The organism is Octadecabacter sp. SW4 (assembly GCF_008065155.1).
Taxonomy (GTDB): domain Bacteria; phylum Pseudomonadota; class Alphaproteobacteria; order Rhodobacterales; family Rhodobacteraceae; genus SW4.
The window spans coordinates 1,889,160-1,909,785 of sequence record NZ_CP042819.1 but is presented as its reverse complement, the minus strand read 5'-3'; the positions used below and the strand labels follow the sequence as shown (position 1 = coordinate 1,909,785).

Genomic DNA, 20,626 nt, shown 5'->3' with positions numbered 1-20,626 from the left:
GCTGATGTTGGGGAGGCCCGCGATTGCTGTCAGGCACTGTCGCACCGTTGGTTTGTGTGCTCAATCAGGTGTCAGATTGGTTTGGGCGTGACGCATCGCTTTCACGCGCGCTCCTTAGGGCAGTGGGGGCTTGCGTGGAAAAATAACAGCCCCGCGCCTAATGTTGGGCGCGGGGCTGTTTTTTTTTGATTAGCTGCGTTGGTCGAAGCGATCCGCGTTCATCACTTTGACCCATGCGGCGATGAAATCGTTGACGAACTTTTCAGCGTTGTCGTCCTGCGCATAGACTTCGGCATAGGACCGCAGAATGGAGTTTGAACCAAACACCAGATCCATGCGCGTGGCTGTCCATTTGACATTGCCCGATGCGCGATCACGGATTTCGTAAGCGCCGCCGTCAACGGGATGCCAAGCATAGCCCATGTCTGTCAGATTCACGAAAAAGTCGGGCGTCAGCGCGCCGACCCGATCCGTGAACACGCCATGCATCGTGCCGCCGTGGTTAGTGCCCATCGCGCGCATGCCCCCGACCAGAACCGTCATTTCCTTGGCGGTCAGACCCATCAACTGAGTGCGGTCCAGCATCAGTTCCTCGGGGCTGACGGCATAGTCCTTTTTGACCCAGTTGCGATAGCCATCTGCAAGCGGTTCAAGGGGTTCGAAGGATTCAGCGTCTGTCATCTCGGCGCTGGCATCCCCGCGGCCGGGCATGAAGGGCACCTCTACGGCGTGACCGGCCGCCTTGGCCGCTTGTTCGACACCGACATTGCCGGCCAGAACAATCACATCGGCAATGCTTGCGCCGGTTTCGGCTGCGATCCCTTCGAGCACGCTCAGAACCTTGGCCAGGCGGGCGGGTTCGTTGCCTTCCCAGTCCTTTTGCGGGGCCAGACGAATGCGCGCGCCGTTCGCACCACCGCGCATGTCAGAGCCGCGATAGGTGCGCGCACTGTCCCAGGCGGTCGAGACCATTTCGGCCAGCGTCAGGCCCGAGGCGGCAATTCGCGCCTTGACGGCGGCGACATTGTAATCGGAGCGCCCTGCGGGGATCGGATCCTGCCAGATCAGGTCTTCCTTAGGCACATCGGGACCGATGTAGCGGGCCTTGGGGCCCATGTCGCGGTGGGTCAGCTTGAACCATGCACGCGCAAAGGTATCGGCGAAGTAATCCGGATCAGCCATGAAGCGTTCGCAAATCTCGCGGTAGATCGGGTCCATTTTCATGGCCATATCCGCATCCGTCATGATTGGATTGTGGCGGATGGAGGGATCGGTCGCATCGACGGGCTTGTCTTCTTCCTTGATGTCGATGGGCTCCCATTGTTGTGCGCCCGCGGGGCTTTTGCGCAGTTCCCAGTCGTAGCCGAACAACAGCTTGAAATAGCCCATGTCCCATCTTGTCGGGTTCGTGGTCCAGGCGCCTTCGATACCGCTACTGACGGCCTCGCTTGCCTTTTTGGTGCCGTTGGGGTTGCGCCAGCCCATGCCCTGATCCTCGACATTTGCGGCTTCGGGTTCTGCGCCAAGCGTGTCGGCGTTACCGTTGCCGTGGGCCTTGCCGACGGTATGGCCACCGGCGGTGAGGGCGGCTGTTTCTTCGTCGTTCATGGCCATGCGCGCGAAGGTCTCGCGGACATGCAACGCGGATTTCAACGGGTCAGGTTTGCCGTTCACGCCTTCGGGGTTCACATAGATCAGGCCCATCTGCACGGCGGCAAGCGGGTTTTCCATTGTCGCCGGGTTTTCAATGTCGCCGTAGCGGGCATCACTGTCCGCCAGCCACTCTTTTTCAGCGCCCCAATAGGTGTCCATCTCGGGATGCCAGATATCCGCGCGCCCGAATGCGAAACCGAACGTCTTGAGACCCATCGATTCGTAGGCGATGTTGCCTGCCAGGATCATCAGGTCGGCCCAGCTTAGTTTGTTGCCGTATTTCTTTTTGATCGGCCACAACAGGCGGCGCGCCTTATCGAGGCTGACGTTGTCGGGCCAGGAGTTCAGCGGCGCGAACCGCTGGCTTCCGGAGCCGCCGCCACCACGGCCATCGGCAAGACGATATGTCCCGGCCGAGTGCCAGGCCATGCGGATCATGAACCCGCCGTAGTGCCCCCAGTCGGCTGGCCACCAGTCCTGACTGTCCGTCATCAGGGCGTGCAGGTCTTTCTTGAGCGCATCGACATCCAGTTTCTTGACCTCTTTTGCGTAGTCGAAATCAGGCCCCAAGGGATTGGTCTTGGTGTCATGCTGGTGCAAAATATCGAGGTTAAGCGCATTGGGCCACCATGACATCACAGACGCGCTACTGGCCGTGTTTGCGCCGTGCATGACCGGGCATTTGCCCATAGCGCCGTTGTCGTTTCCATCCATTTTTCGCTCCAATCGTGGTTTGTGTTCACGTGCCATGACGCATTTTGCTTGGTCGCGCACCAAAGACTCGGACCACAGCATCTGCACCTAATTATAGACTGGCAAACCGATAATGAAAAATTGCATTTTCTAATGGCGGTGATAACCAGAATGTATGATCGATATCACCATAAAACACCTGCGCTATTTCGAGGCCCTGGCCCGCCATCGCCACTTTGGCCGTGCCGCCGAGGACTGCGGCATTTCGCAGCCCGCGCTGTCCGTGCAGATGAAAGCGCTCGAGGACATGCTGGCGACACCCCTGATCGAGCGCGGGGCAAAGCACCTGCGGCTGACGAGTTTTGGCGAGACGTTTCTTGATCGTGTGCGCGAGATTTTGCAGGCGGTTGACGCTTTGGGTGATCTGGCGCGGGCCTCGCACCAGCCGCTGGTTGGGCGGTTCCGGTTCGGGATCATCCCGACGGCCGCACCCTATTTCCTGCCCCGATTTATCAAGTGTCTGACGCAGAACTATCCCGGACTGGATCTGCGCCCGCGCGAAGCGGTCACGCAAAAGCTGATTGAAGGGCTATTGGGGGGCAGCCTGGATACCGCCATCGTCGCCCTGCCAATGTCCGAGCCATCCCTGCACGAAGAAGCCCTGTTCGACGAGGACTTTGTTCTCGTGCGGGCGCGGGCAGAGGCTGACAGCCCCGTGCCAAGTGCCAAGTTGCTGCGCGAAATGCGGCTGCTTTTGCTTGAGGAGGGGCATTGTTTTCGTGATCAGGCATTGTCCTATTGCAGCACGCCGTCATCCCTGCCGCGCGACCTGATGGAAGGCAGTTCCCTGTCGACATTGGTGCAGATGGTCGGTGCCGGGATTGGTGTGACGCTGATCCCCGAAATGGCGGTGGCGATTGAAACGCGTTCGGCGTCGGTGTCGGTTGCGCGGCTGGCCTCGCCACGGCCATCGCGCACAATCGGCATGGTCTGGCGCAAAACCAATCCTTTGGCTGAGCAACTTGGGGATATTGCGCAGATGGTGCGCCAGGCCTGTCTGGATGCCCCCGCAAATGACGCGGGCAACATCGCGCCTTAGCGCCAGCGCACTGGGTTAACCCGGTCGCGGGTCAGTCAAAGAAGAACGTCACACCCGCAGCCAGTTCCATCCCGCTGACCTCATAGCGGCGCTGTTCGCCATCGCTGTAGGTAAGGGTCAGGGCGGGGCTGGTGTGGTAGCGCAGTTCGCTCCAGACGCGGGTGCTGCCATCGGCGCTGGTGCGCCCCGCACGCATGCTCAGGACGGCGTGGGGCAGGGTATCGCGCTGGCGCGCGGTCGCCTGGCCGTGGCGCAGGGTCACATCTGTTTGCGCGAGGCCTGCGCCGACACCCAGATCAAGCGACCAATTGCCCTGCTGCAAAACCGGTGTGGACAGGGTCACGAGGGCGCGGGTCGTGCGGATACGGGCCGAACGATCAAGGCCCGTGACCCAGGCGCGCCCGTTGCTGGCCGTATCGACAAATTCGGGGCCGCCGAAATGCAGGGACAGGCTGGCGTCAATCGGGCGGCCCGATAGCGTCAGCGCGTCGCGGCGGGTCAGTTCGATCTGCGCGGTGCGACCTTGGCCGTTCAGGCTGTAGTGCGGGCCGCTGCCCATGCCCTGGAACTCGTGCTTGTCAAAACCGATCCCACCCCCAAGCGACAGGGCAATTTCCGCGAAGGCGGGCGATGTTGTCAGGGCGCAGACCAACAGGGCCAGCGCAAGCCGGCGCAATCTCATCTGTTTTCCGATCTGCCCCCGATGTGCGGCGCTACCCGCAAGCTGTGTCTAGCGCAGTCCAATCCGCGGCGCGACGATTTGGTGAACAAATGGTTAAAGGGCGAAAGGGGCGGTTTTCCCGACCCTGCATGGCAAAGAAAATGCTGGTGAGGCGCGCGGGCTTTGGCTTATCCTTGAGTCACATTCAAAGAATGAAGGGGAAATTCATGAAACGTATTTTTATCGCGGTATTATTGTTTCTGGGGTTCGGCACGGCGGCGATGGCCTGTCCCGACTATTCCTTGTGGGGGAGCGAAACCTATAGTTTGACCGGCCAGCAGATGTATCAAGAGCAGGCCTTTCGTGTCACCGCAGGGGGGCAAAACTACATCTGGGATTGTCGCAACATCCGCCCCGGCACCGATACCGGAGCGGGTTACTTTACCACCGCGCCCGACTTTTCGTTCGAGATATCGGGCATGGGCGGCTATCAACTGGCGATTTCAGTGGTCAGCCGCTGTGACAGCGCCTTGCTGGTCAACACGTCCTCGGCCAATTGGTATTATGACGATGATGACAACGGCAATCTTGATCCGCGCATCGTGCTGACACGTCCGGCTAACGGCATTCTGGATGTCTGGGTCGGCACCTATGACGGTGAGTATTGCGATGCGGTGTTATCGCTGGAAACCTTCCGGCGCTAAACGCCCGCTTGGTGAGGGAAGGGGCCGGTCCAGTGGTTGGGCCGGCCTTTTTTGTATGCCGCTGGTTGCGGTCTAGAGCGCGATGCGGAACAGGGCGAAGCCGGTGTCGGAGTTTCCTGCTTCTTCAAGCCGCGCGCCCGGCACATCGGCGGCGTAAGTGGCCCCGGCCGGTCCGGTTTCAAAGATCACCGTGGTGTCGTCCATCGGCAGGAAGGTCCAGTTGCCATCGGCGCGCGGGCTGACGGTGCCCTGATCGACGATATAGCGCACGATCACGTCGCGGTTGGTGTCGGGCCCTTCAAAAATCACCGTATCGCCCATCGCCCCGGGAAAACTGCCGCCACCGCTGGCGCGGTAGTTGTTTGTGGCGATGACGAACTGCTGATCGGGATCAATCGGCGCGCCATCGAACATCAGATCGACGATCCGGTTGGTATCGGCGTTGATCACCGCGCCGTCACGGTCAAACATCGCCGGTTGCGACAGGTCGATACGATAGGTCACCCCGTCGATGATATCAAAGTTGTAGCTGGGAAAATCGGGGTTGAGCAGGGGCGCGTCTGCCGCGCCCGCCGCGACCTGATTGAACATGCCCGCGCTGCGTTCCAGCCAGTTCTTGACCTGCGCGCCCGTCACCAGCACCGCCCGCACGGTATTGGGATAAAGATACAGATCGGCCACGTTCTTGATCGCTACAGCGCCCACGGGCACGTCCGTATAGTAGTCGGGCCCACCACGGCCCCCTGCCTTGAAGGGGGCGGCGGCCGAGAGGATCGGGATGCCTTCATATTCGGTCCCCTCCATCATCTGGGCGATATACCAGGTTTGCGCGTTGGACACGATTTGCACCGATGGATCGTCCGCGACCAGCGCAAAATAGCTGTGCAGGGGGGCGTCGGTCATGCCTACGGCGCGGCGCACATAGGCCAGCGTTTCGTCGTGTTCGGCCTGCACCGAGGCAAGGACAGCGGCGTTGCTTTGGACCAGTGGTGTGATCGAGCGGTCTTCTTCGCGCCGCGAGATGGGGCGCGCCTCGGCAGTGTGGGACAGGATGCGCCAGCTGTCGCCATCGCGTTCCAGCATCAGGTCTAGCAGGCCCATATGACTGCCCCAGAACCCCGCCATCACGGCGGGTTTGCCCATCACCGTGCCTGCACCCACATCAACGCCCGCATAATCGTCATAGGTCGAGGAGGGAAACACAAGGTGGCTGTGCCCGGTCAGGATCGCGTCGATCCCGTCCACGGCGGCCAGTGGCACCGATGCGTTTTCCATGCCCTCCGTGTGATCGGCCGCGCCGATGCCCGAGTGGGACAGCGCGATGATGAGATCGGCCCCCTGTTCCTTCACTTGCGGCACATAGGCGCGGGCGGTTTCGATGATGTCGCGGGCCTGCACGTTGCCTTCAAGGTGCTTGCGGTCCCAGTTCATGATCTGCGGTGGCACAAAGCCGATCAGCCCGATGCGGATCGGGTATTCGTCGCCGTTGCCATCGGTGATCGTGCGATCAAGGATGACATAGGGCGGTAGCAGGGTTTCGTCGGCGGTCGGGCTGGCGCCTATTGATTTGGCGACATTGGCCGAGACAATGGGGAACTGCGCCCCGGCCACGGATTTCATCAGGAAATCGAGGCCGTAGTTGAATTCGTGATTGCCAAGGGTGGAGGCGTCAAACCCCAGCGTGTTCATCGCCTGGATGACGGGGTGGGTGTCACCCTCGGCCATGCCGCGTTCATAGGCGATGTAATCGCCCATCGGGTTACCCTGCAGGAAATCGCCGTTGTCGAGCAGGATCGCATTGGTCGATTCCGCGCGCACATCTTCGATGATCGATGCGGTGCGGGCAAGGCCGACCGTATCGACAGGCTTGTCGGCGTAGTAGTCGTATGGGAAGACATGCACATGCAGGTCCGTGGTTTCCATGATCCGCAGATGTGCCTGATTGGCCTGCGCGCTGACGGAAAACGGGTGCAGTGCGATCAGCCCGGCAGTGCCTGCCAGAAAGCCGCGACGATTGAGTGTGAGTGGCATGGTCGATCCCCCAAAGATGACAGTGATGGGAAAAGTCTAGCGCCCGAGGGCGACAACGGCGTGACATTTGTTAAGACCCCGCCATATCGGCCAAATCTCGCACAAGCGGGGGGACGGCTTCGGCGCGGACATTGCTGCCGTTTGTGGACTCTCCGCAAACGTCAGCTTTCAGGTGTTGAAGTCTCATGGAATCGTTCTCATGAAAGAGACTTGGAGCGGCCATGCCACAACCACTTGTATCTGTTCTCACTGCGAGAGTGAAAATTCGCGAACTGACGGGCAAAGGCCTGATTGAGACGGCCACACTGAACAGCGTCGATCCGCAAGCATGGCTTACCGACACCCTCAACCGGATCGCGGACCACAAAATCAACAGGGTTGATGAACTGCCACCATGGAAATATGTGGGGTGAACCGGGCGCATACGTTTAAGGAAAATTGCCTTGATGTGCCTGAGGCTTAAATACCCGAAGGTAAAAAGTGACGATATGAATGCCGATATTTCGGACATTCATATTAAAGTGAATTATGTTCACGGCTGACAGTTAATGCGGCAAAACCTCCGCCCGAAAGGTTCCCTCAATCGGCCTGCGCATGCCTACCGATGCGCCGCCATTAACCGGGGGATCGTCTGACCTGTCAAAAACGCCGCCTCAGGCGAGGGCAACGGAGGGTGTTTGCTCTGCACGCGCCCTACGGGTTAACTTAGCAGGTGTTCGGCGTGCCCTCGGCGACAATCGCTTCCCAATCCGCGCCGAGCACCTGTCGTGCCGAAAGGCCGTTGTCATAGCCGGGGTCACCCGGGGAGAGCATCTGGATAATCACGTCCTCGTTCGTGCGCGACATTGGCGTCACAATTCCGCCGCCGACATATGGGTTATAGATCGCGCCGCCATCGCTCTGACCGCTTTGGTTGCCCGCTACAATAAACCGATCGCCACCGCGTTTAATGACCTCGATTGCGCCCGCCTGGAACGCCACGTTCCGAGTGGCCGAGGCTGCACAGACTGGTGCACCTTCGGTGGATATTCTGAACGAGGTTGCGGTTAGTGGCTGCACATCGGTGAACGCGCATCCGGTTAAGAAAGTCGAGAGCACAAGCGCTCCGGTCGTAAAAACTCGCATTAAAAATCCCCTCAAATAAATTGAGTAGGTGACGCTAGGGCAGCCTGTGCATTAAAGCAAACAAAATCAGATATCGGATTTCCACCATCACCTGAAAATCCCCGAAATCACCCAGCGCATGCCTGCCGATGCACCTCCGTCAACCCGTACCGTTTCGGCACCATAGGCGACACAGATCGACGCCAGAAGCGGACCTTCGTGCACTGCGCAGCATCCGTTGCTCCGGCTCAACTCCGGCGTTCACAAAACGAAAAAGCCGCGCCCGTGAAGGCGCGGCTTTGATTTTGCAACGGTGGCGCGCTTAGGCGTCTTCGTCGTCCGATGCGGCTTCTTCTTCGGCTGCGGGCGCGGGGGCCGCGTCGTCGTCGCCAAAGTCTTCCATGCCGGCGGCACCGATGTCGTCAAACAGCTCCTGAATTTCAAATTCAGCGGCGGCTTCTTCCTCGGCGGCCAGTTCGGCGATGGATTTGCCAGCGGCTTGCAGTTCGGCCTCTTCGGTCGAGCGGGCGACGTTGAGCTGGATTTCGCACTCGACCTCGGGGTGCAGCGACACGGTGACGGCGTGCAGCCCCAGTTCCTTGATCGCGCCTTGCAGGATGACCTGCTTTTTGTCGACCGAGAAACCTGCGGCAGTTGCCGCTTCGGCGGCGTCACGGGTGGTGACCGAACCGTAAAGGTTGCCACCATCGGATGCGGAACGAATCACGATGAAGGTTTCACCGTCCAGTTTCGCGGCCAGTGCATCGGCTTCTTTTTTGGTTTCAAGGTTGCGCGCTTCCATCTGTGCCTTGTCGGCCTCGAAACGGGCCAGGTTGGCGTCATTGACGCGCAGGGCCTTGCCCTGGGGCAGCAGGAAGTTACGGGCGTAACCTTCTTTGACGTTCACGACTTCGCCCATCTGGCCAAGCTTGGCGACGCGCTCAAGTAGGATGATTTGCATGTGCTTTCTCCTTACTTAACGGCGTAGGGCAGCAGGGCCAGGAAACGCGCGCGCTTGATGGCACGGGCCAGTGCACGCTGGTTCTTGGCGCCAACGGCGGTGATGCGGGACGGCACGATCTTGCCACGCTCGGAAATGTAGCGCTGCAGGGTGCGGGTGTCTTTGTAGTCGATCTTTGGGGCGTTTTCGCCATCAAAGGGATCAGACTTGCGACGGCGGAAAAATGGTTTTGTAGCCATTGGTTATGGTCCTTTCCTGATCTAACTTAGCGGCGTTCACGGCGGTCTGGCCGCTCGTCACGCTTTTGCATCTGAACGCTTGGGCCTTCTTCGTGGGCGTCGACCTTGATGGTCAGCACGCGCATGACATCGTCATGCAGGCGCATCAGACGCTCCATCTCCTGAATCGCCGGTGCGGGTGCATCGGTGCGCAGGAAGGCATAGTGGCCCTTGCGGTTCTTGTTGATCTTGTAGGCCATCGTCTTGACGCCCCAGTACTCGTTCTCGAGAAGTTTGCCGCCATTGTCGGCAAGAACGGTTCCGAAGTGTTCGATCAGGCTTTCGGCTTGCGTGTTGGACAGATCCTGACGCGCAATCATAACATGCTCATACAGCGGCATGCGGTCTCCATTCATTCATATCGGCGCATTTCATAGGGTGGGAGGTTGTCCTTTTGCACCCCACCCACGAGAGACTGCGCAGTTCATAAAACTTTGCAAAAGGTAGCGGCCTTATACATGGGCGCGGGACGGGTGCAAGCCTTGTGACGTCTGTCGTGTTTCGCCCAATCCTTAACGAAACATTACCTTGTCAGCGCCGCGCGCTTGCCCCGTTTCTGCCCCGATTGCCGCCCAGCATGGCGAGAACGTAAAAATGATGGGTGACCGACATGACCGCAATGCCAAGCTTTGAAGCATTTGACCGTTCAGACATGAAAGTGGGCCGCGCACCATCGTCGCGCAACTCCGTCTGTGTCGATGAAACCTACTGGGGCTATATCATCAAACCGACGACCCGCACACCAACCCGCGTGTTGATCGGCCAGGGCGCTGCCTGGTTCATGGCCGTGGTCTTTGCAATTGCCGCGTTAGGCCTGTGGATCATGCCTGGAGCGGCCTTTGGCGGGGACGTCCTGACAATGAAGCTGATCGCATCCATCGTGCTGGCCGGTCTGTCGCTGATGCTGCTGAATTTCGCCAGCCGCGGCACGCAGGTCGAAATCCAGATTGATACGTCGCTTGGTGAAGTGCGCGAAGTTGTGCGCAACCGTGCTGGGCGCAGCAATCTGATTGGCCGCTACGGATTTGACGCAATCGGCGCGGTCTATCTGGACCGTGGCGTAAGCCAAAGCCGCCTGCTGATGGCCTATCGCAATTCGCCCGAAACCATCGAGGTTGTGACCGGTGCCACCCACGAGCTGGATGTGCTGCGCAACCGCTTGGGTCGCGATCTGATCATCACCAACGATGTGCGCCCCGATCATCACCCCAAGGCTGTGCCGACATTTGCCTCGGCGGGCTGAACCAGCATAGACATGTGAGACAAGGGGCGGCCATTGGCCGTCCTTTTTTGTGGCTGCGGCCCGGTGCGGTGGCGCAGTTTCTTGTGCTGTCGGCGCGGGCAGGCTAGGTATTTGCAAAACAAGAGGGAGGGGCCGCGATGCGGGCATTTGTATTTCCGGGGCAGGGTGCGCAAACGATTGGCATGGGCAAGGCATTGGCCGATGCCTATCCGGCCGCGCGGACGGTCTTTGACGAAGTTGACGAGGCCCTGGGCGAAAAACTGTCCGCGCTGATCTGGGAGGGCGATATCGCCGATCTGACACTGACGGCCAATGCGCAGCCCGCGCTGATGGCCACGTCACTGGCGGCGATGCGCGCGCTTGAGGCCGAGGGCGTCACCATCGCGGCGGCATCCTTTGTGGCGGGGCATTCGCTGGGCGAATATTCGGCATTGGCGGCGGCGGGTGCCCTGAGTGTGGCTGATACCGCGCGCCTGTTGCGCATTCGCGGCACGGCGATGCAGGAGGCGGTGCCGGTTGGCCTTGGCGCGATGGCAGCGCTGCTGGGGCTGGATTTCGAGACCGCCAAGGCCGTGGCCGAGGAGGCCGCAGCGGGCGAGGTGTGTCAGGCCGCCAATGACAATGATCCGTCGCAGGTGGTGGTGTCCGGTCATAAGGCGGCTGTTGAGCGTGCCTTGGTGATTGCCAAGGAAAAGGGTGCCAAGCGCGCGCTATTGTTGCCGGTCAGCGCGCCGTTTCATTCGGCCCTGATGGCGCCTGCCGCCGAGGTCATGGCTCAGGCCTTGGCTGACGTTGATATTTCAGCCCCCAAAGTGCCGCTGATTGCCAATGTCAGCGCCGAAGCGGTCAGCGATGTTGATACGATCCGCGCGCTATTGGTCGAACAGGTCACGGGGTCCGTGCGCTGGCGCGAAAGCGTGCTGTGGATGGGGGCGCAGGGCGTGAGCGAGGCCTGGGAGATTGGCGCGGGCAAGGCGCTGTCAGGCATGATCAAACGGATCAATCGCGACATCGAAACACGCGCGGTGGGTGGGCCGGACGATGTTGTCGCTGCGGCTGCCGCACTTGCTTAATACAGAGAATGAAGAAAGAAATGCACATGTTTGATTTAACAGGAAAAAATGCGCTTGTGACGGGCGCCTCGGGCGGTATTGGCGGCGAGATTGCCAAGGTGCTGCACGCTGCCGGCGCGACGGTTGGCCTGAGCGGCACGCGGGTTGAGCCGCTTGAGGCGCTGGCGGCGCAACTGGGCGCGCGCGCCCATGTCCTGCCCTGCAACCTGAGCGACGCCGAGGCCGTGGACAGCCTGCCCAAACAGGCGATTGCCGCGATGGGATCGGTTGATGTGTTGGTGAACAACGCCGGGATCACCCGCGACAATATCTTCATGCGCATGTCCGACGAAGAATGGGCGCAGGTGATCGAAGTCAATCTGACCAGCACGATGCGCCTGTGTCGCGGTGTCATGCGCCCGATGATGAAGGCTCGTTGGGGCCGGATCATTAACATCAGTTCCATCGTCGGGGCCACCGGTAATCCGGGGCAGGCCAACTATGCGGCCTCGAAGGCGGGGATGGTCGGGATGAGCAAATCCATCGCTTACGAGGTTGCCAGCCGCGGTATCACCGTAAATTGCATCGCGCCGGGCTTTATTGCAACGGCGATGACGGATGCGCTGACTGAGGATCAGAAGGACAAGATCAACGTGCAAATCCCTGCGGGCCGCATGGGGACGCCAGAAGAAATTGCGGCGGCTGCGCTCTATCTGGCAAGTCCGCAGGCCGGATATGTCACCGGCGCAACCTTGCATGTGAATGGCGGCATGGCCATGTTGTGACGATCCCCAGCGGGGAATTGAAAGCGTTTGCCTTGGCGGAAATCTCTGCTAAAGGGGGCGCAGATTTGCCGGAACGCGCGTGCGCGCGCAGTCGGTTTCGCCCCAAATGCGGGGTAAAAGAGCCGCCCTGCGGGGCAACGCAAAACGGGCGCAAGCCCAGCACTATGTAAGGAATAAACATGAGCGACGTTGCAGATCGTGTGCGCAAAATCGTAGTTGAGCATCTGGGTGTGGAAGAAGACAAGGTTGTTGAAAACGCCTCGTTCATCGACGACCTGGGTGCTGACAGCCTTGATACCGTTGAACTGGTCATGGCGTTCGAAGAAGAATTCGGGATCGAAATCCCCGACGATGCAGCTGAAACGATCCAGTCGTTTGGCGATGCGGTCAAGTTTATCACCGAAGCGTCCTAAGCCGCTTTGGATCTTATCGGAAAGGGCGGTGCCGCGAGGTGCCGCCCTTTTGCGTTGGTCGGTTGCGCAGGGCAGGGCGCAAGTCACTGCCAATGGGACCATAATGCGCCTGCCTGCCCTTGCCCCTTGGCGGTTGCCTGCGGTATCACGGGCGCAATGAAACCCAAAAGGTAAGGGCAGAATATGCGCCGAGTTGTCGTCACAGGATTGGGATTGGTCACGCCATTGGCAGATGGTGTTGAAGAAAGCTGGAAACGTATTCTGGACGGCCAGTCCGGCGCCGGTCCGATTACCCGGTTTGATCCCGAAGGGTTTGCCACCACCTATGCCTGCGAGGTCAAGCACGGTGATGGCAGTGATGGCACCTTTGATGCGGCCAAATACATGGAGCCAAAAGAACAGCGCAAGGTTGATACCTTCATTCTGTTCGGCATGGCTGCGGCCCAGCAAGCGGTCGAGGATTCCGGCTGGGTGCCGGAAACGGACGCGCAGCGTAATCGCACGGGCGTTCTGGCCGGGTCGGGCATTGGCGGTTTGAACTCGATCGCGCAAACCGCTGTGATGATGAAGGAAAAGGGGCCGCGCCGTGTGTCGCCGTTTTTTGTTCCCGGTGCGCTGATCAACCTGATTTCGGGGCAGATCGCCATCAAATATGGGTTCAAAGGCCCCAACCACGCGGTTGTCACGGCCTGTTCCACAGGTGCCCATGCGATGGGTGATGCGGCGCGGATCATCAAATATGGCGCGGCGGATGTAATGATTGCCGGCGGGGCCGAAGCGACGATCTGCGAGATCGGCATTGCCGGTTTCAACGCCTGCAAGGCCCTGTCCACCAAGCGCGCCGATGATCCAGAGGCGGCCAGCCGGCCCTATGACGCCGACCGTGACGGGTTTGTCATGGGCGAAGGTGCAGGCATGGTCGTGCTGGAAGAATACGAGCACGCCAAGGCGCGCGGCGCCAAGATTTACGCCGAGGTGCTGGGCTATGGCATGTCGGGTGACGCCTATCACATCACCGCACCTTCGGAAGATGGCGAAGGGGGCGAGCGGTCGATGCGCGCCGCGTTGGAGGATGCGGGGCTGGAGCCCAAAGATCTGGATTACATCAACGCCCACGGCACCAGCACGATGGCCGATACCATCGAACTGGGCGCGGTCGAACGGATGATGGGCGAACACGCGGGCAAGGTCACGATGTCGTCAACCAAGTCGATGACAGGCCACCTGCTGGGCGCGGCGGGCGCGATCGAGGGGATTTTTGCGATCCTTGCGATTCGTGATCAGGTGGCGCCACCGACGATCAATCTGGATAACCCTGCCGTTGAGACCAAGGTTGATCTGGCCCCCAACAAAAAGGTGGAGCGCGAAATCAATGTGGCCCTGTCCAATTCGTTCGGCTTTGGCGGAACGAATGCCAGCGTCCTGTTCGGGAAAGTCCGCTAGATGTGGAAGCATATTGCAGCCAACGGGCTGACCTTTCTGATTGTCGCGCTGTTCCTTGCGGGCGGCGTCATCCTTTGGGGCATGAACGAATATTCCGCCGAAGGCCCGCTGGATCAGGCGATTTGTCTGAACGTCAGGGACGGGTCCAACATGCGCCGCGTCAGCGAACAGCTGTCCGAGCAGGGCGCTATCAAATCACCGGCGATTTTTCGCATGGGTTCGGATTATTCCGAACGCACGTCGCAGTTGAAAGCGGGGAATTTTCTGGTGCCGGAGCGCGCCTCGATGGAGGATATCGTCGGCATCGTGACGGGAACCGGGCGCAGCACCTGTGGCACCGAGGTGGTGTATCGCATCGGTGTGGTGCGCAATGTGGTGCAGATCCGCGAGCTTGATCCTGCCACCAACCGTTATGTCGATCTGGCCGAGTTTGAAATGGCAGGTGACAATGTTCCCGCGGTTTACGGCACGGTGCGCGACGAGAGCGATACCCAGTATCGTGTGGTTCTGGCCGAGGGTGTGACCAGCTGGCAAGCGATGACCGCGCTTAATGGCATAGACGTGTTGACCGGCGAGATTGGCGAAACGCCCGCCGAAGGGGCACTTGCACCTGACAGTTATGAATTGGTGCCCGGCGAGGATGTGGCCCAGATTCTGGACGAAATGGTCACGGCGCAGGCCGAATTCCTGGCGCAGGCTTGGGCCAATCGGGTGGATGGTTTGCCGCTGGAAACGCCCGAGCAGGCCTTGATTCTGGCGTCCATCGTCGAGAAGGAAACCGGTGGCCAAGACGAGGTGGGCACGGTTGCCAGCGTGTTCGAAAATCGCCTTCGCCAAGGGATGCCATTGCAGACGGATCCGACGGTGATTTACGGCATCACCAATGGCGAGGGTATTCTGGGGCGCGGTTTGCGCCAAAGTGAATTGCGCGCCGAGACACCCTATAACACCTATGTCATTCCCGGCCTGCCGCCGACCCCGATTGCCAACCCCGGACGCGCCAGCATCGAGGCGGTGATGAACCCCGAGGAGACCGATTATATCTTCTTTGTGGCCAAGACCTTGAACCCTGCCGATGGGCATAATTTTGCAGTGACTCTGGAAGAACATAACGCCAATGTCGCCATTTACCGCGCGCTTGAGGCGGCGGCGGCGGAGTAGCCAGACGTTAACAAAATGTCATGATTGCGGGCGCTTAGCGGGTCCGAAGATTTGACAGAACGCACGGTCCGATGTAGAACCTGTGACATGCTAGAAGAAGCATAACACGGCCTTTGGGGTAGTCCCCCAAGGGCCGTTTTGCGTTTCGCTCGCGTGGCGGATTCCCCAATAGGGATCATCATCACATGACTGAAAACACCGCCGGCCCCGAGGCCGACGCAAAAACCGCTGCTGAACGTGTCGAGGAGGCTAGGCAGCTTTATCGCAGTATCAATACGACGCTTGGCAAGATGCTCAAACGCCTGGAAGCGGGCGACATGAGCGATCTGAACAATCTTTCTGCAAAGTTGCAGGAGTTGGAAAAACAGATGGGGCGTCTTTCAGAATTGGAGCTGAAATATGAACACTCCCATGGAGACGGGACTCCCCGAGACGAGATCGACTTTGACGCGATCCGACGTCAGATCGGGTGCCGCCTTGGTCGCCTCAGCACCTGTTGCGGCGCAGAGGGACTTTCTGGATGCGTTGAGTGAGGCAGAGCTGTTGGCGCTGCCGTATTTGTTTGATTTTTGGGCACTGGACCACCAAGTGCCGCCTGAAGGGGACTGGCGGACATGGGTGATTCTGGGTGGACGCGGTGCGGGGAAAACCCGCGCCGGTGCCGAATGGGTCAGATCTATGGTCGAAGGATCGCGACCCAAGGACGAGGGGGCGTCGCGTCGCGTCGCCCTCATCGGTGAAACGATCGAACAGACCCGCGAGGTGATGGTGTTTGGCGAAAGCGGGATTCTGGCCTGTTCGCCGCCCGATCGCCGCCCCGAATGGATTGCCGGGCGGCGGATGCTGGTCTGGCCGAACGGGGCCGAGGCGCGCATATATTCCGCGCATGATCCCGAGAGTTTACGCGGGCCGCAGTTTGATGCGGTCTGGGCCGATGAATTGGCCAAATGGAAGCGCGCCGAGGAGGCGTGGGATATGTTGCAGTTCGGATTGCGGTTGGGCGATCATCCGCGCGCCTGCGTGACGACGACGCCGCGCAATGTGGGTGTGCTGCGTGATTTGCTGGCGCGTGCCAGCTCGGTTAGCTCCCATGCGCCGACCGAGGCTAACCGCGCCTATCTGGCGGATAGTTTTCTGGAAGAAGTGCAGGCGCGGTATGCGGGCACGCGGCTGGGTCGTCAGGAATTGGACGGTGTCTTGCTGGCCGAGGCCGAGGGTGCGCTCTGGACGTCCGCTGCGTTGCAGGGCGCGCAGGTGGATGCCTTGCCGGAAATGGACCGGATTGTCGTGGCTGTTGATCCGCCGGTGACGGGCCACAAGGGATCGGATGCTTGCGGGATCGTTGTGGTGGGCGCTGTGACCCAAGGCCCGCCGCAGGACTGGCGCGCCTATGTGATCGAGGATGCGACGGTTTCAGCCGTGTCCCCCGCTGACTGGGCCAAGGCAGCGGTGGCAGCGATGCAGCGCCACGGGGCGTCCCGTTTGGTGGCCGAGGTCAATCAGGGCGGCGATCTGGTGGAATCGGTCGTGCGCCAGATTGATCCGATGGTGTCTTATCGCGGGGTGCGCGCCAGCCGTGGCAAGGTGGCACGGGCGGAACCTGTGGCGGCGTTATATGAACAGGGCCGGGTGTTTCATGCGCGCGGTTTGGATGCGCTGGAGGACCAGATGTGCCTGATGAGCGCGCGTGGCTTTGACGGCAGCGGCAGCCCCGACCGCGTCGATGCAATGGTCTGGGCCTTGCAAGAGGTGATGATTGATCCGGCGGCGCATTGGCGTCGGCCGCGATTGCGGGTGCTGGAGTAGGGTATTGCCTTACGGGATATGTCGCCCGGACGCAGGCCGGGCAGCCCCTCGACCGCCCCCATGGGCGGGGGCTTCACCCCCACCCGCGGTCGGGGACTGCCCTTTGCTTGATCACTGCGCAACACCACCGTGCGGTGCCTTTCACGCTTCGTAATCAATTCGATGCATTTTGCTTTCATGGAACGCAGGGACTGTCGGCCAAAGCGACAGGAGCGAGGAGATATTGATGTTTGATTTTCTGAAACGCCCCGACGCTGACAAGGCGGAGATGGCCCCCGAGGCCAAGGCCTCGGCCACGGGCAAGATTGCCGCCTGGGGTGCATCAGGGCGCGTGGCCTGGAGCCCGCGCGACGTGGTGTCCCTCACCCGTACGGGGTTCACCGGCAATCCGATCGGCTTTCGCGCTGTCAAACTGATTGCCGAGGCTGCGGCGGCCCTGCCGCTGGTGTTGCAGGATCGCACGCGCCGCTATGACACGCATCCGCTGTTGGACCTGATCAGCCGCCCGAACGCGGCGCAGGGCCGTGCCGAATTGTTCGAGGCGCTTTATGGTCAGTTGCTCTTGACGGGCAATGCCTACCTAGAGGGTGTCGCCGGCGACGCGCTGCCCGTGGAAATGCACGTGCTGCGCAGTGACCGGATGAGCCTGGTGCCGGGTGCCGATGGCTGGCCCGTGGCTTATGAATACAACGTCAACGGGCGAAAGCATCGTTTTGATCTGGGCGAGGGGCCGTCACCGGTCTGCCATATCAAGAGCTTTCACCCGCAGGACGATCACTATGGCTTTAGCCCGATGCAGGCCGCGGCCAGTGCGGTGGATGTGCACAATGCCGCGTCGCGCTGGTCCAAGGCGCTGCTGGATAATGCGGCGCGCCCCAGCGGTGCGATCATCTATCGCGGGGCAGACGGGCAGGCGGCGCTGAGTGCCGATCAATACGACCGCCTGTTGAGCGAAATGGAAAGCCAGCATCAGGGCGCGCGCAACGCGGGTCGGCCGATGCTGCTGGAAGGTGGTCTGGACTGGAAACCGATGGGCTTTAGCCCCTCTGACATGGAGTTCCAGAAGACCAAGGAAGCCGCCGCGCGCGAGATTGCGATTGCTTACGGTGTGCCACCGATGATTTTGGGTATTCCGGGCGATGCGACCTATGCCAACTACCAGGAAGCCAACCGCGCGTTTTACCGGTTGACGGTCCTGCCGCTGGTGCAACGTGTCACGGGCGCTGTCGGCGATTGGCTGTCTGACTACACCGGCGAATGGGCCGAGTTGCGCCCTGATCTGGATCAGGTGCCCGCCCTTGGCGCCGAGCGCGATGCGCAGTGGCGCCGTGTGGGGGATGCGACATTCCTGACGGATGGCGAAAAGCGCGCGCTGTTGGGCCTGCCAAGTCTTGAGGTTGGCGATGGTGCATGAACCCCGCCGCTATGGACTTGAGAGTTTTGCCTGCGCGCCGGGCATGCGCATCGAGGCGCTGGAGCAGCTGAATACGGTGCAACTGGCGCAGGTTCAGAACCAGGTGGACCGGATCGAGGCGCAGTTGGAACGGATCGAACGGCGCACATGGATTGCGGTGTTCGGCGTGGTGGTGATGGTGGTGATCGCGGTTGCGCGCGCCCTGGCCGATACCCCTGTCTAGGATGGAGAGAACGATGGATTTGGAACATAAATATTGCCAGTTGGGCGGCACGGTGGAAGTGAGCGACGGCACGACGATTTCCGGCTATGCGTCCTTGTTTGGCAAGTGCGACCAGGGCGGTGATGTGGTCGAGGCGGGCGCCTATCTGGGGTCGCTTGAGCGGCTGAAAACCAAGGGTGGCAGCGTCAAGATGCTGTGGCAACACGACCCGTCCCAGCCGATTGGTGTCTGGGACGAGGTCCGCGAGGACGCCAGGGGGCTGTGGGTCAAGGGGCGTATCCTGACGGATGTGGCCCGCGGCCGCGAGGCGGCGGCGCTGATCGGTGCGGGGGCGATTGACGGTCTGTCGATCGGCTATCGCACGGTGCGCGCCACCAAGGGCGACAAGGGCGGACGCCGCTTGTCCGAGCTGGAGCTTTGGGAGGTGTCGCTTGTGACCTTCCCCATGCTTCCCGATGCGCGTGTGGGCGCCAAGGGGGATGACCCTGCGGCCACTGCAATGCGCGAACTGGCAGCGGTGTTTGAAGATGCACGCGGCCTGCTTGGCGGGCCGATGCCCGACTAGCCGAACCCATCAACACGAAGGACAGATTGATGAGCAAACCCGAGACCAAATCTCGGGCCGGGGAAGATGTGTCTCCGGCCAAAGAACTGAAATCCGCGATGGCGGGTTTCATGAACGACTTCAAGGACTTCTCAGACGGCATTCATGCCAAGTTTCAAAAGCAGGACGAACGAATGAACAAGTTGGATCGCAAGACAATGACTGCGGGCGCACGCCCCGCGCTGGCCGCTGCCGCAAGCATCGAAGCCCCCCACCAGAAGGCCTTTGCCGCCTATCTGCGCTCGGGTGACGATGATGCGCTGCGCGGTCTTGAGATGGAAGGCAAGGCGCTGTCCACTGCCGTGGCTGCCGATGGTGGCTATCTGGTGGACCCGCAGACCTCGGAAACCGTCAATGGCGTGCTGAGCAGCACCGCGTCGATCCGTGCCATCGCCAATGTGGTGGCCGTTGATGCGACATCTTATGACGTGCTGGTGGATCACACCGAAATGGGCGCGGGCTGGGCCACTGAAACCGATCCTTCGGTTGAAACAGGCACACCAGTCATTGACCGTATCACCATCCCGCTGCACGAGCTTTCGGCCCTGCCCAAGGCATCGCAGCGTCTGCTGGATGATAGCGCGTTTGACATCGAAGGCTGGCTGGCTGGCCGGATCGCCGACAAGTTCGCCCGTTCCGAAGCAAGTGCGTTCATCAGTGGTGACGGGATCGACAAGCCTGCCGGTTTCCTGACCGCGACTTCTGTGGGTAACGACACTTGGACCTGGGGCAATCTGGGTTACGTTGCGACCGGCACAGATGGCGATTTTGACGCGATCAACCCCGGCGATGCGGTGATTGATCTGGTTTACGCCCTTGGCGCGCAATACCGCGCCAATGCGTCCTTTGTCATGAACTCGAAAACGGCCGGTGCGGTGCGCAAGCTGAAAGACAACGATGGCCGTTTCCTGTGGTCCGATAGTCTGGCGGCGGGCGAACCTGCGCGTTTGCTGGGTTACCCCGTGCTGATCGCCGAGGACATGCCGGATGTGGCGTCTGACGCGGCTGCGATTGCCTTTGGCGATTTCGGCGCGGGCTACACGGTTGCCGAACGCCCTGATCTGCGCGTGCTGCGCGACCCATTCAGCGCCAAGCCGCATGTGTTGTTCTATGCAACCAAGCGCGTGGGCGGCGGGATCAGCGACTATGCCGCGATCAAACTGCTGAAGTTCTCGGTCGCCTAAAGCGCCGAGTGAGGGGTGTCGCTGCCCGCAAGGGGCAGCGGCATAGCCCGGGCGCGTGCCCAGTAAAACGCGCGTTGTCTAGCTGTTCCCTTCCGTCCGAGCAATGCGGGGGGC

General features: G+C 60.7%; 21 protein-coding genes and 1 pseudogene. 15 read left to right on the top strand and 7 right to left on the bottom strand.

Annotated elements, in window-relative coordinates:
• Window positions 1–189: 189 nt before the first annotated feature.
• The gene (katG, locus tag FTO60_RS09430; protein ID WP_148055722.1) at window positions 190–2,367 is read right to left on the bottom strand and encodes a catalase/peroxidase HPI; all 2,178 of its coding nucleotides are present in this window, start codon (window positions 2,365–2,367) and stop codon (window positions 190–192) included.
• Between the two features lie 154 nt (window positions 2,368–2,521).
• Here katG and FTO60_RS09425 point away from each other — a divergent pair, with 154 nt between their 5' ends.
• The gene (locus tag FTO60_RS09425) at window positions 2,522–3,445 is read left to right on the top strand and encodes a hydrogen peroxide-inducible genes activator (RefSeq protein ID WP_148055721.1); all 924 of its coding nucleotides are present in this window, start codon (window positions 2,522–2,524) and stop codon (window positions 3,443–3,445) included.
• A gap of 31 nt (window positions 3,446–3,476) precedes the next feature.
• Here the strand turns inward: FTO60_RS09425 and FTO60_RS09420 are convergent, their stop codons facing one another.
• Window positions 3,477–4,127 carry a hypothetical protein gene (locus tag FTO60_RS09420; RefSeq protein ID WP_148055720.1) on the bottom strand — a complete coding sequence of 217 codons (651 nt, stop codon included), beginning with the start codon at window positions 4,125–4,127 and terminating at the stop codon, window positions 3,477–3,479.
• Window positions 4,128–4,333: 206 nt separating this feature from the next.
• On the opposite strand from FTO60_RS09420, the gene FTO60_RS09415 reads away from it, so the two are divergent.
• Complete coding sequence (locus FTO60_RS09415; RefSeq protein ID WP_148055719.1) at window positions 4,334–4,810, top strand: hypothetical protein; 477 nt, start codon at window positions 4,334–4,336, stop codon at window positions 4,808–4,810.
• 72 nt (window positions 4,811–4,882) lie between these two features.
• Here the strand turns inward: FTO60_RS09415 and FTO60_RS09410 are convergent, their stop codons facing one another.
• Entirely contained in the window at window positions 4,883–6,841 is a 1,959-nt protein-coding gene (locus tag FTO60_RS09410; protein ID WP_148055718.1) for a bifunctional 2',3'-cyclic-nucleotide 2'-phosphodiesterase/3'-nucleotidase, read from the bottom strand.
• A gap of 287 nt (window positions 6,842–7,128) precedes the next feature.
• On the opposite strand from FTO60_RS09410, the pseudogene FTO60_RS09405 reads away from it, so the two are divergent.
• Window positions 7,129–7,254: pseudogene (locus FTO60_RS09405) on the top strand (transposase domain-containing protein); the annotation flags it as partial.
• A 292-nt stretch (window positions 7,255–7,546) separates the two neighbouring features.
• Here FTO60_RS09405 and FTO60_RS09400 read toward each other — a convergent pair.
• From FTO60_RS09400 to rpsF, 4 genes are all read right to left on the bottom strand, one after another.
• Entirely contained in the window at window positions 7,547–7,822 is a 276-nt protein-coding gene (locus FTO60_RS09400; protein ID WP_172623856.1) for a hypothetical protein, read from the bottom strand.
• Window positions 7,823–8,267: 445 nt separating this feature from the next.
• A complete protein-coding gene (gene rplI, locus FTO60_RS09395; protein ID WP_148055716.1) occupies window positions 8,268–8,906 on the bottom strand; it encodes a 50S ribosomal protein L9 in 639 nt (212 codons plus the stop codon).
• A gap of 11 nt (window positions 8,907–8,917) precedes the next feature.
• Window positions 8,918–9,145: a 30S ribosomal protein S18 gene (rpsR, locus tag FTO60_RS09390; RefSeq protein WP_148055715.1), complete on the bottom strand. Its 228-nt coding sequence runs from the start codon at window positions 9,143–9,145 to the stop codon at window positions 8,918–8,920.
• Between the two features lie 26 nt (window positions 9,146–9,171).
• Window positions 9,172–9,525 (bottom strand): 30S ribosomal protein S6, encoded by a 354-nt coding sequence (rpsF, locus tag FTO60_RS09385; protein WP_148055714.1) that lies wholly within the window; start codon window positions 9,523–9,525, stop codon window positions 9,172–9,174.
• Between the two features lie 260 nt (window positions 9,526–9,785).
• On the opposite strand from rpsF, the gene FTO60_RS09380 reads away from it, so the two are divergent.
• The 12 genes from FTO60_RS09380 (at window position 9,786) to FTO60_RS09330 (ending at window position 20,512) form a co-directional block, all read left to right on the top strand.
• On the top strand, window positions 9,786–10,427 hold the full coding sequence (locus FTO60_RS09380) for a hypothetical protein (RefSeq protein ID WP_148055713.1): 642 nt from the start codon (window positions 9,786–9,788) through the stop codon (window positions 10,425–10,427).
• A gap of 137 nt (window positions 10,428–10,564) precedes the next feature.
• Window positions 10,565–11,500 (top strand): ACP S-malonyltransferase, encoded by a 936-nt coding sequence (fabD, locus tag FTO60_RS09375; protein ID WP_148055712.1) that lies wholly within the window; start codon window positions 10,565–10,567, stop codon window positions 11,498–11,500.
• A 26-nt stretch (window positions 11,501–11,526) separates the two neighbouring features.
• The gene (gene fabG / locus FTO60_RS09370) at window positions 11,527–12,264 is read left to right on the top strand and encodes a 3-oxoacyl-[acyl-carrier-protein] reductase (RefSeq protein ID WP_148055711.1); all 738 of its coding nucleotides are present in this window, start codon (window positions 11,527–11,529) and stop codon (window positions 12,262–12,264) included.
• Between the two features lie 179 nt (window positions 12,265–12,443).
• Window positions 12,444–12,677 (top strand): acyl carrier protein, encoded by a 234-nt coding sequence (locus FTO60_RS09365; RefSeq protein WP_148055710.1) that lies wholly within the window; start codon window positions 12,444–12,446, stop codon window positions 12,675–12,677.
• A 183-nt stretch (window positions 12,678–12,860) separates the two neighbouring features.
• The gene (gene fabF / locus FTO60_RS09360) at window positions 12,861–14,120 is read left to right on the top strand and encodes a beta-ketoacyl-ACP synthase II (RefSeq protein ID WP_148055709.1); all 1,260 of its coding nucleotides are present in this window, start codon (window positions 12,861–12,863) and stop codon (window positions 14,118–14,120) included.
• Window positions 14,121–15,281 (top strand): endolytic transglycosylase MltG, encoded by a 1,161-nt coding sequence (gene mltG / locus FTO60_RS09355; protein WP_148055708.1) that lies wholly within the window; start codon window positions 14,121–14,123, stop codon window positions 15,279–15,281.
• 185 nt (window positions 15,282–15,466) lie between these two features.
• Window positions 15,467–15,814: a hypothetical protein gene (locus tag FTO60_RS17905; protein WP_254696770.1), complete on the top strand. Its 348-nt coding sequence runs from the start codon at window positions 15,467–15,469 to the stop codon at window positions 15,812–15,814.
• A 10-nt stretch (window positions 15,815–15,824) separates the two neighbouring features.
• Window positions 15,825–17,087 (top strand): DNA-packaging protein, encoded by a 1,263-nt coding sequence (locus FTO60_RS09350; RefSeq protein ID WP_254696769.1) that lies wholly within the window; start codon window positions 15,825–15,827, stop codon window positions 17,085–17,087.
• Window positions 17,088–17,313: 226 nt separating this feature from the next.
• Window positions 17,314–18,501, top strand: coding sequence for a phage portal protein (locus FTO60_RS09345; protein WP_148055706.1), 1,188 nt, complete (start codon window positions 17,314–17,316; stop codon window positions 18,499–18,501).
• Window positions 18,491–18,724 (top strand): hypothetical protein, encoded by a 234-nt coding sequence (locus FTO60_RS09340; protein WP_148055705.1) that lies wholly within the window; start codon window positions 18,491–18,493, stop codon window positions 18,722–18,724. Before FTO60_RS09345 ends, FTO60_RS09340 begins: the two co-directional genes overlap by 11 nt.
• Window positions 18,725–18,737: 13 nt before the next feature.
• The gene (locus tag FTO60_RS09335) at window positions 18,738–19,289 is read left to right on the top strand and encodes an HK97 family phage prohead protease (protein ID WP_148055704.1); all 552 of its coding nucleotides are present in this window, start codon (window positions 18,738–18,740) and stop codon (window positions 19,287–19,289) included.
• A 29-nt stretch (window positions 19,290–19,318) separates the two neighbouring features.
• Window positions 19,319–20,512: a phage major capsid protein gene (locus FTO60_RS09330; protein WP_148055703.1), complete on the top strand. Its 1,194-nt coding sequence runs from the start codon at window positions 19,319–19,321 to the stop codon at window positions 20,510–20,512.
• Window positions 20,513–20,626: the final 114 nt, after the last annotated feature.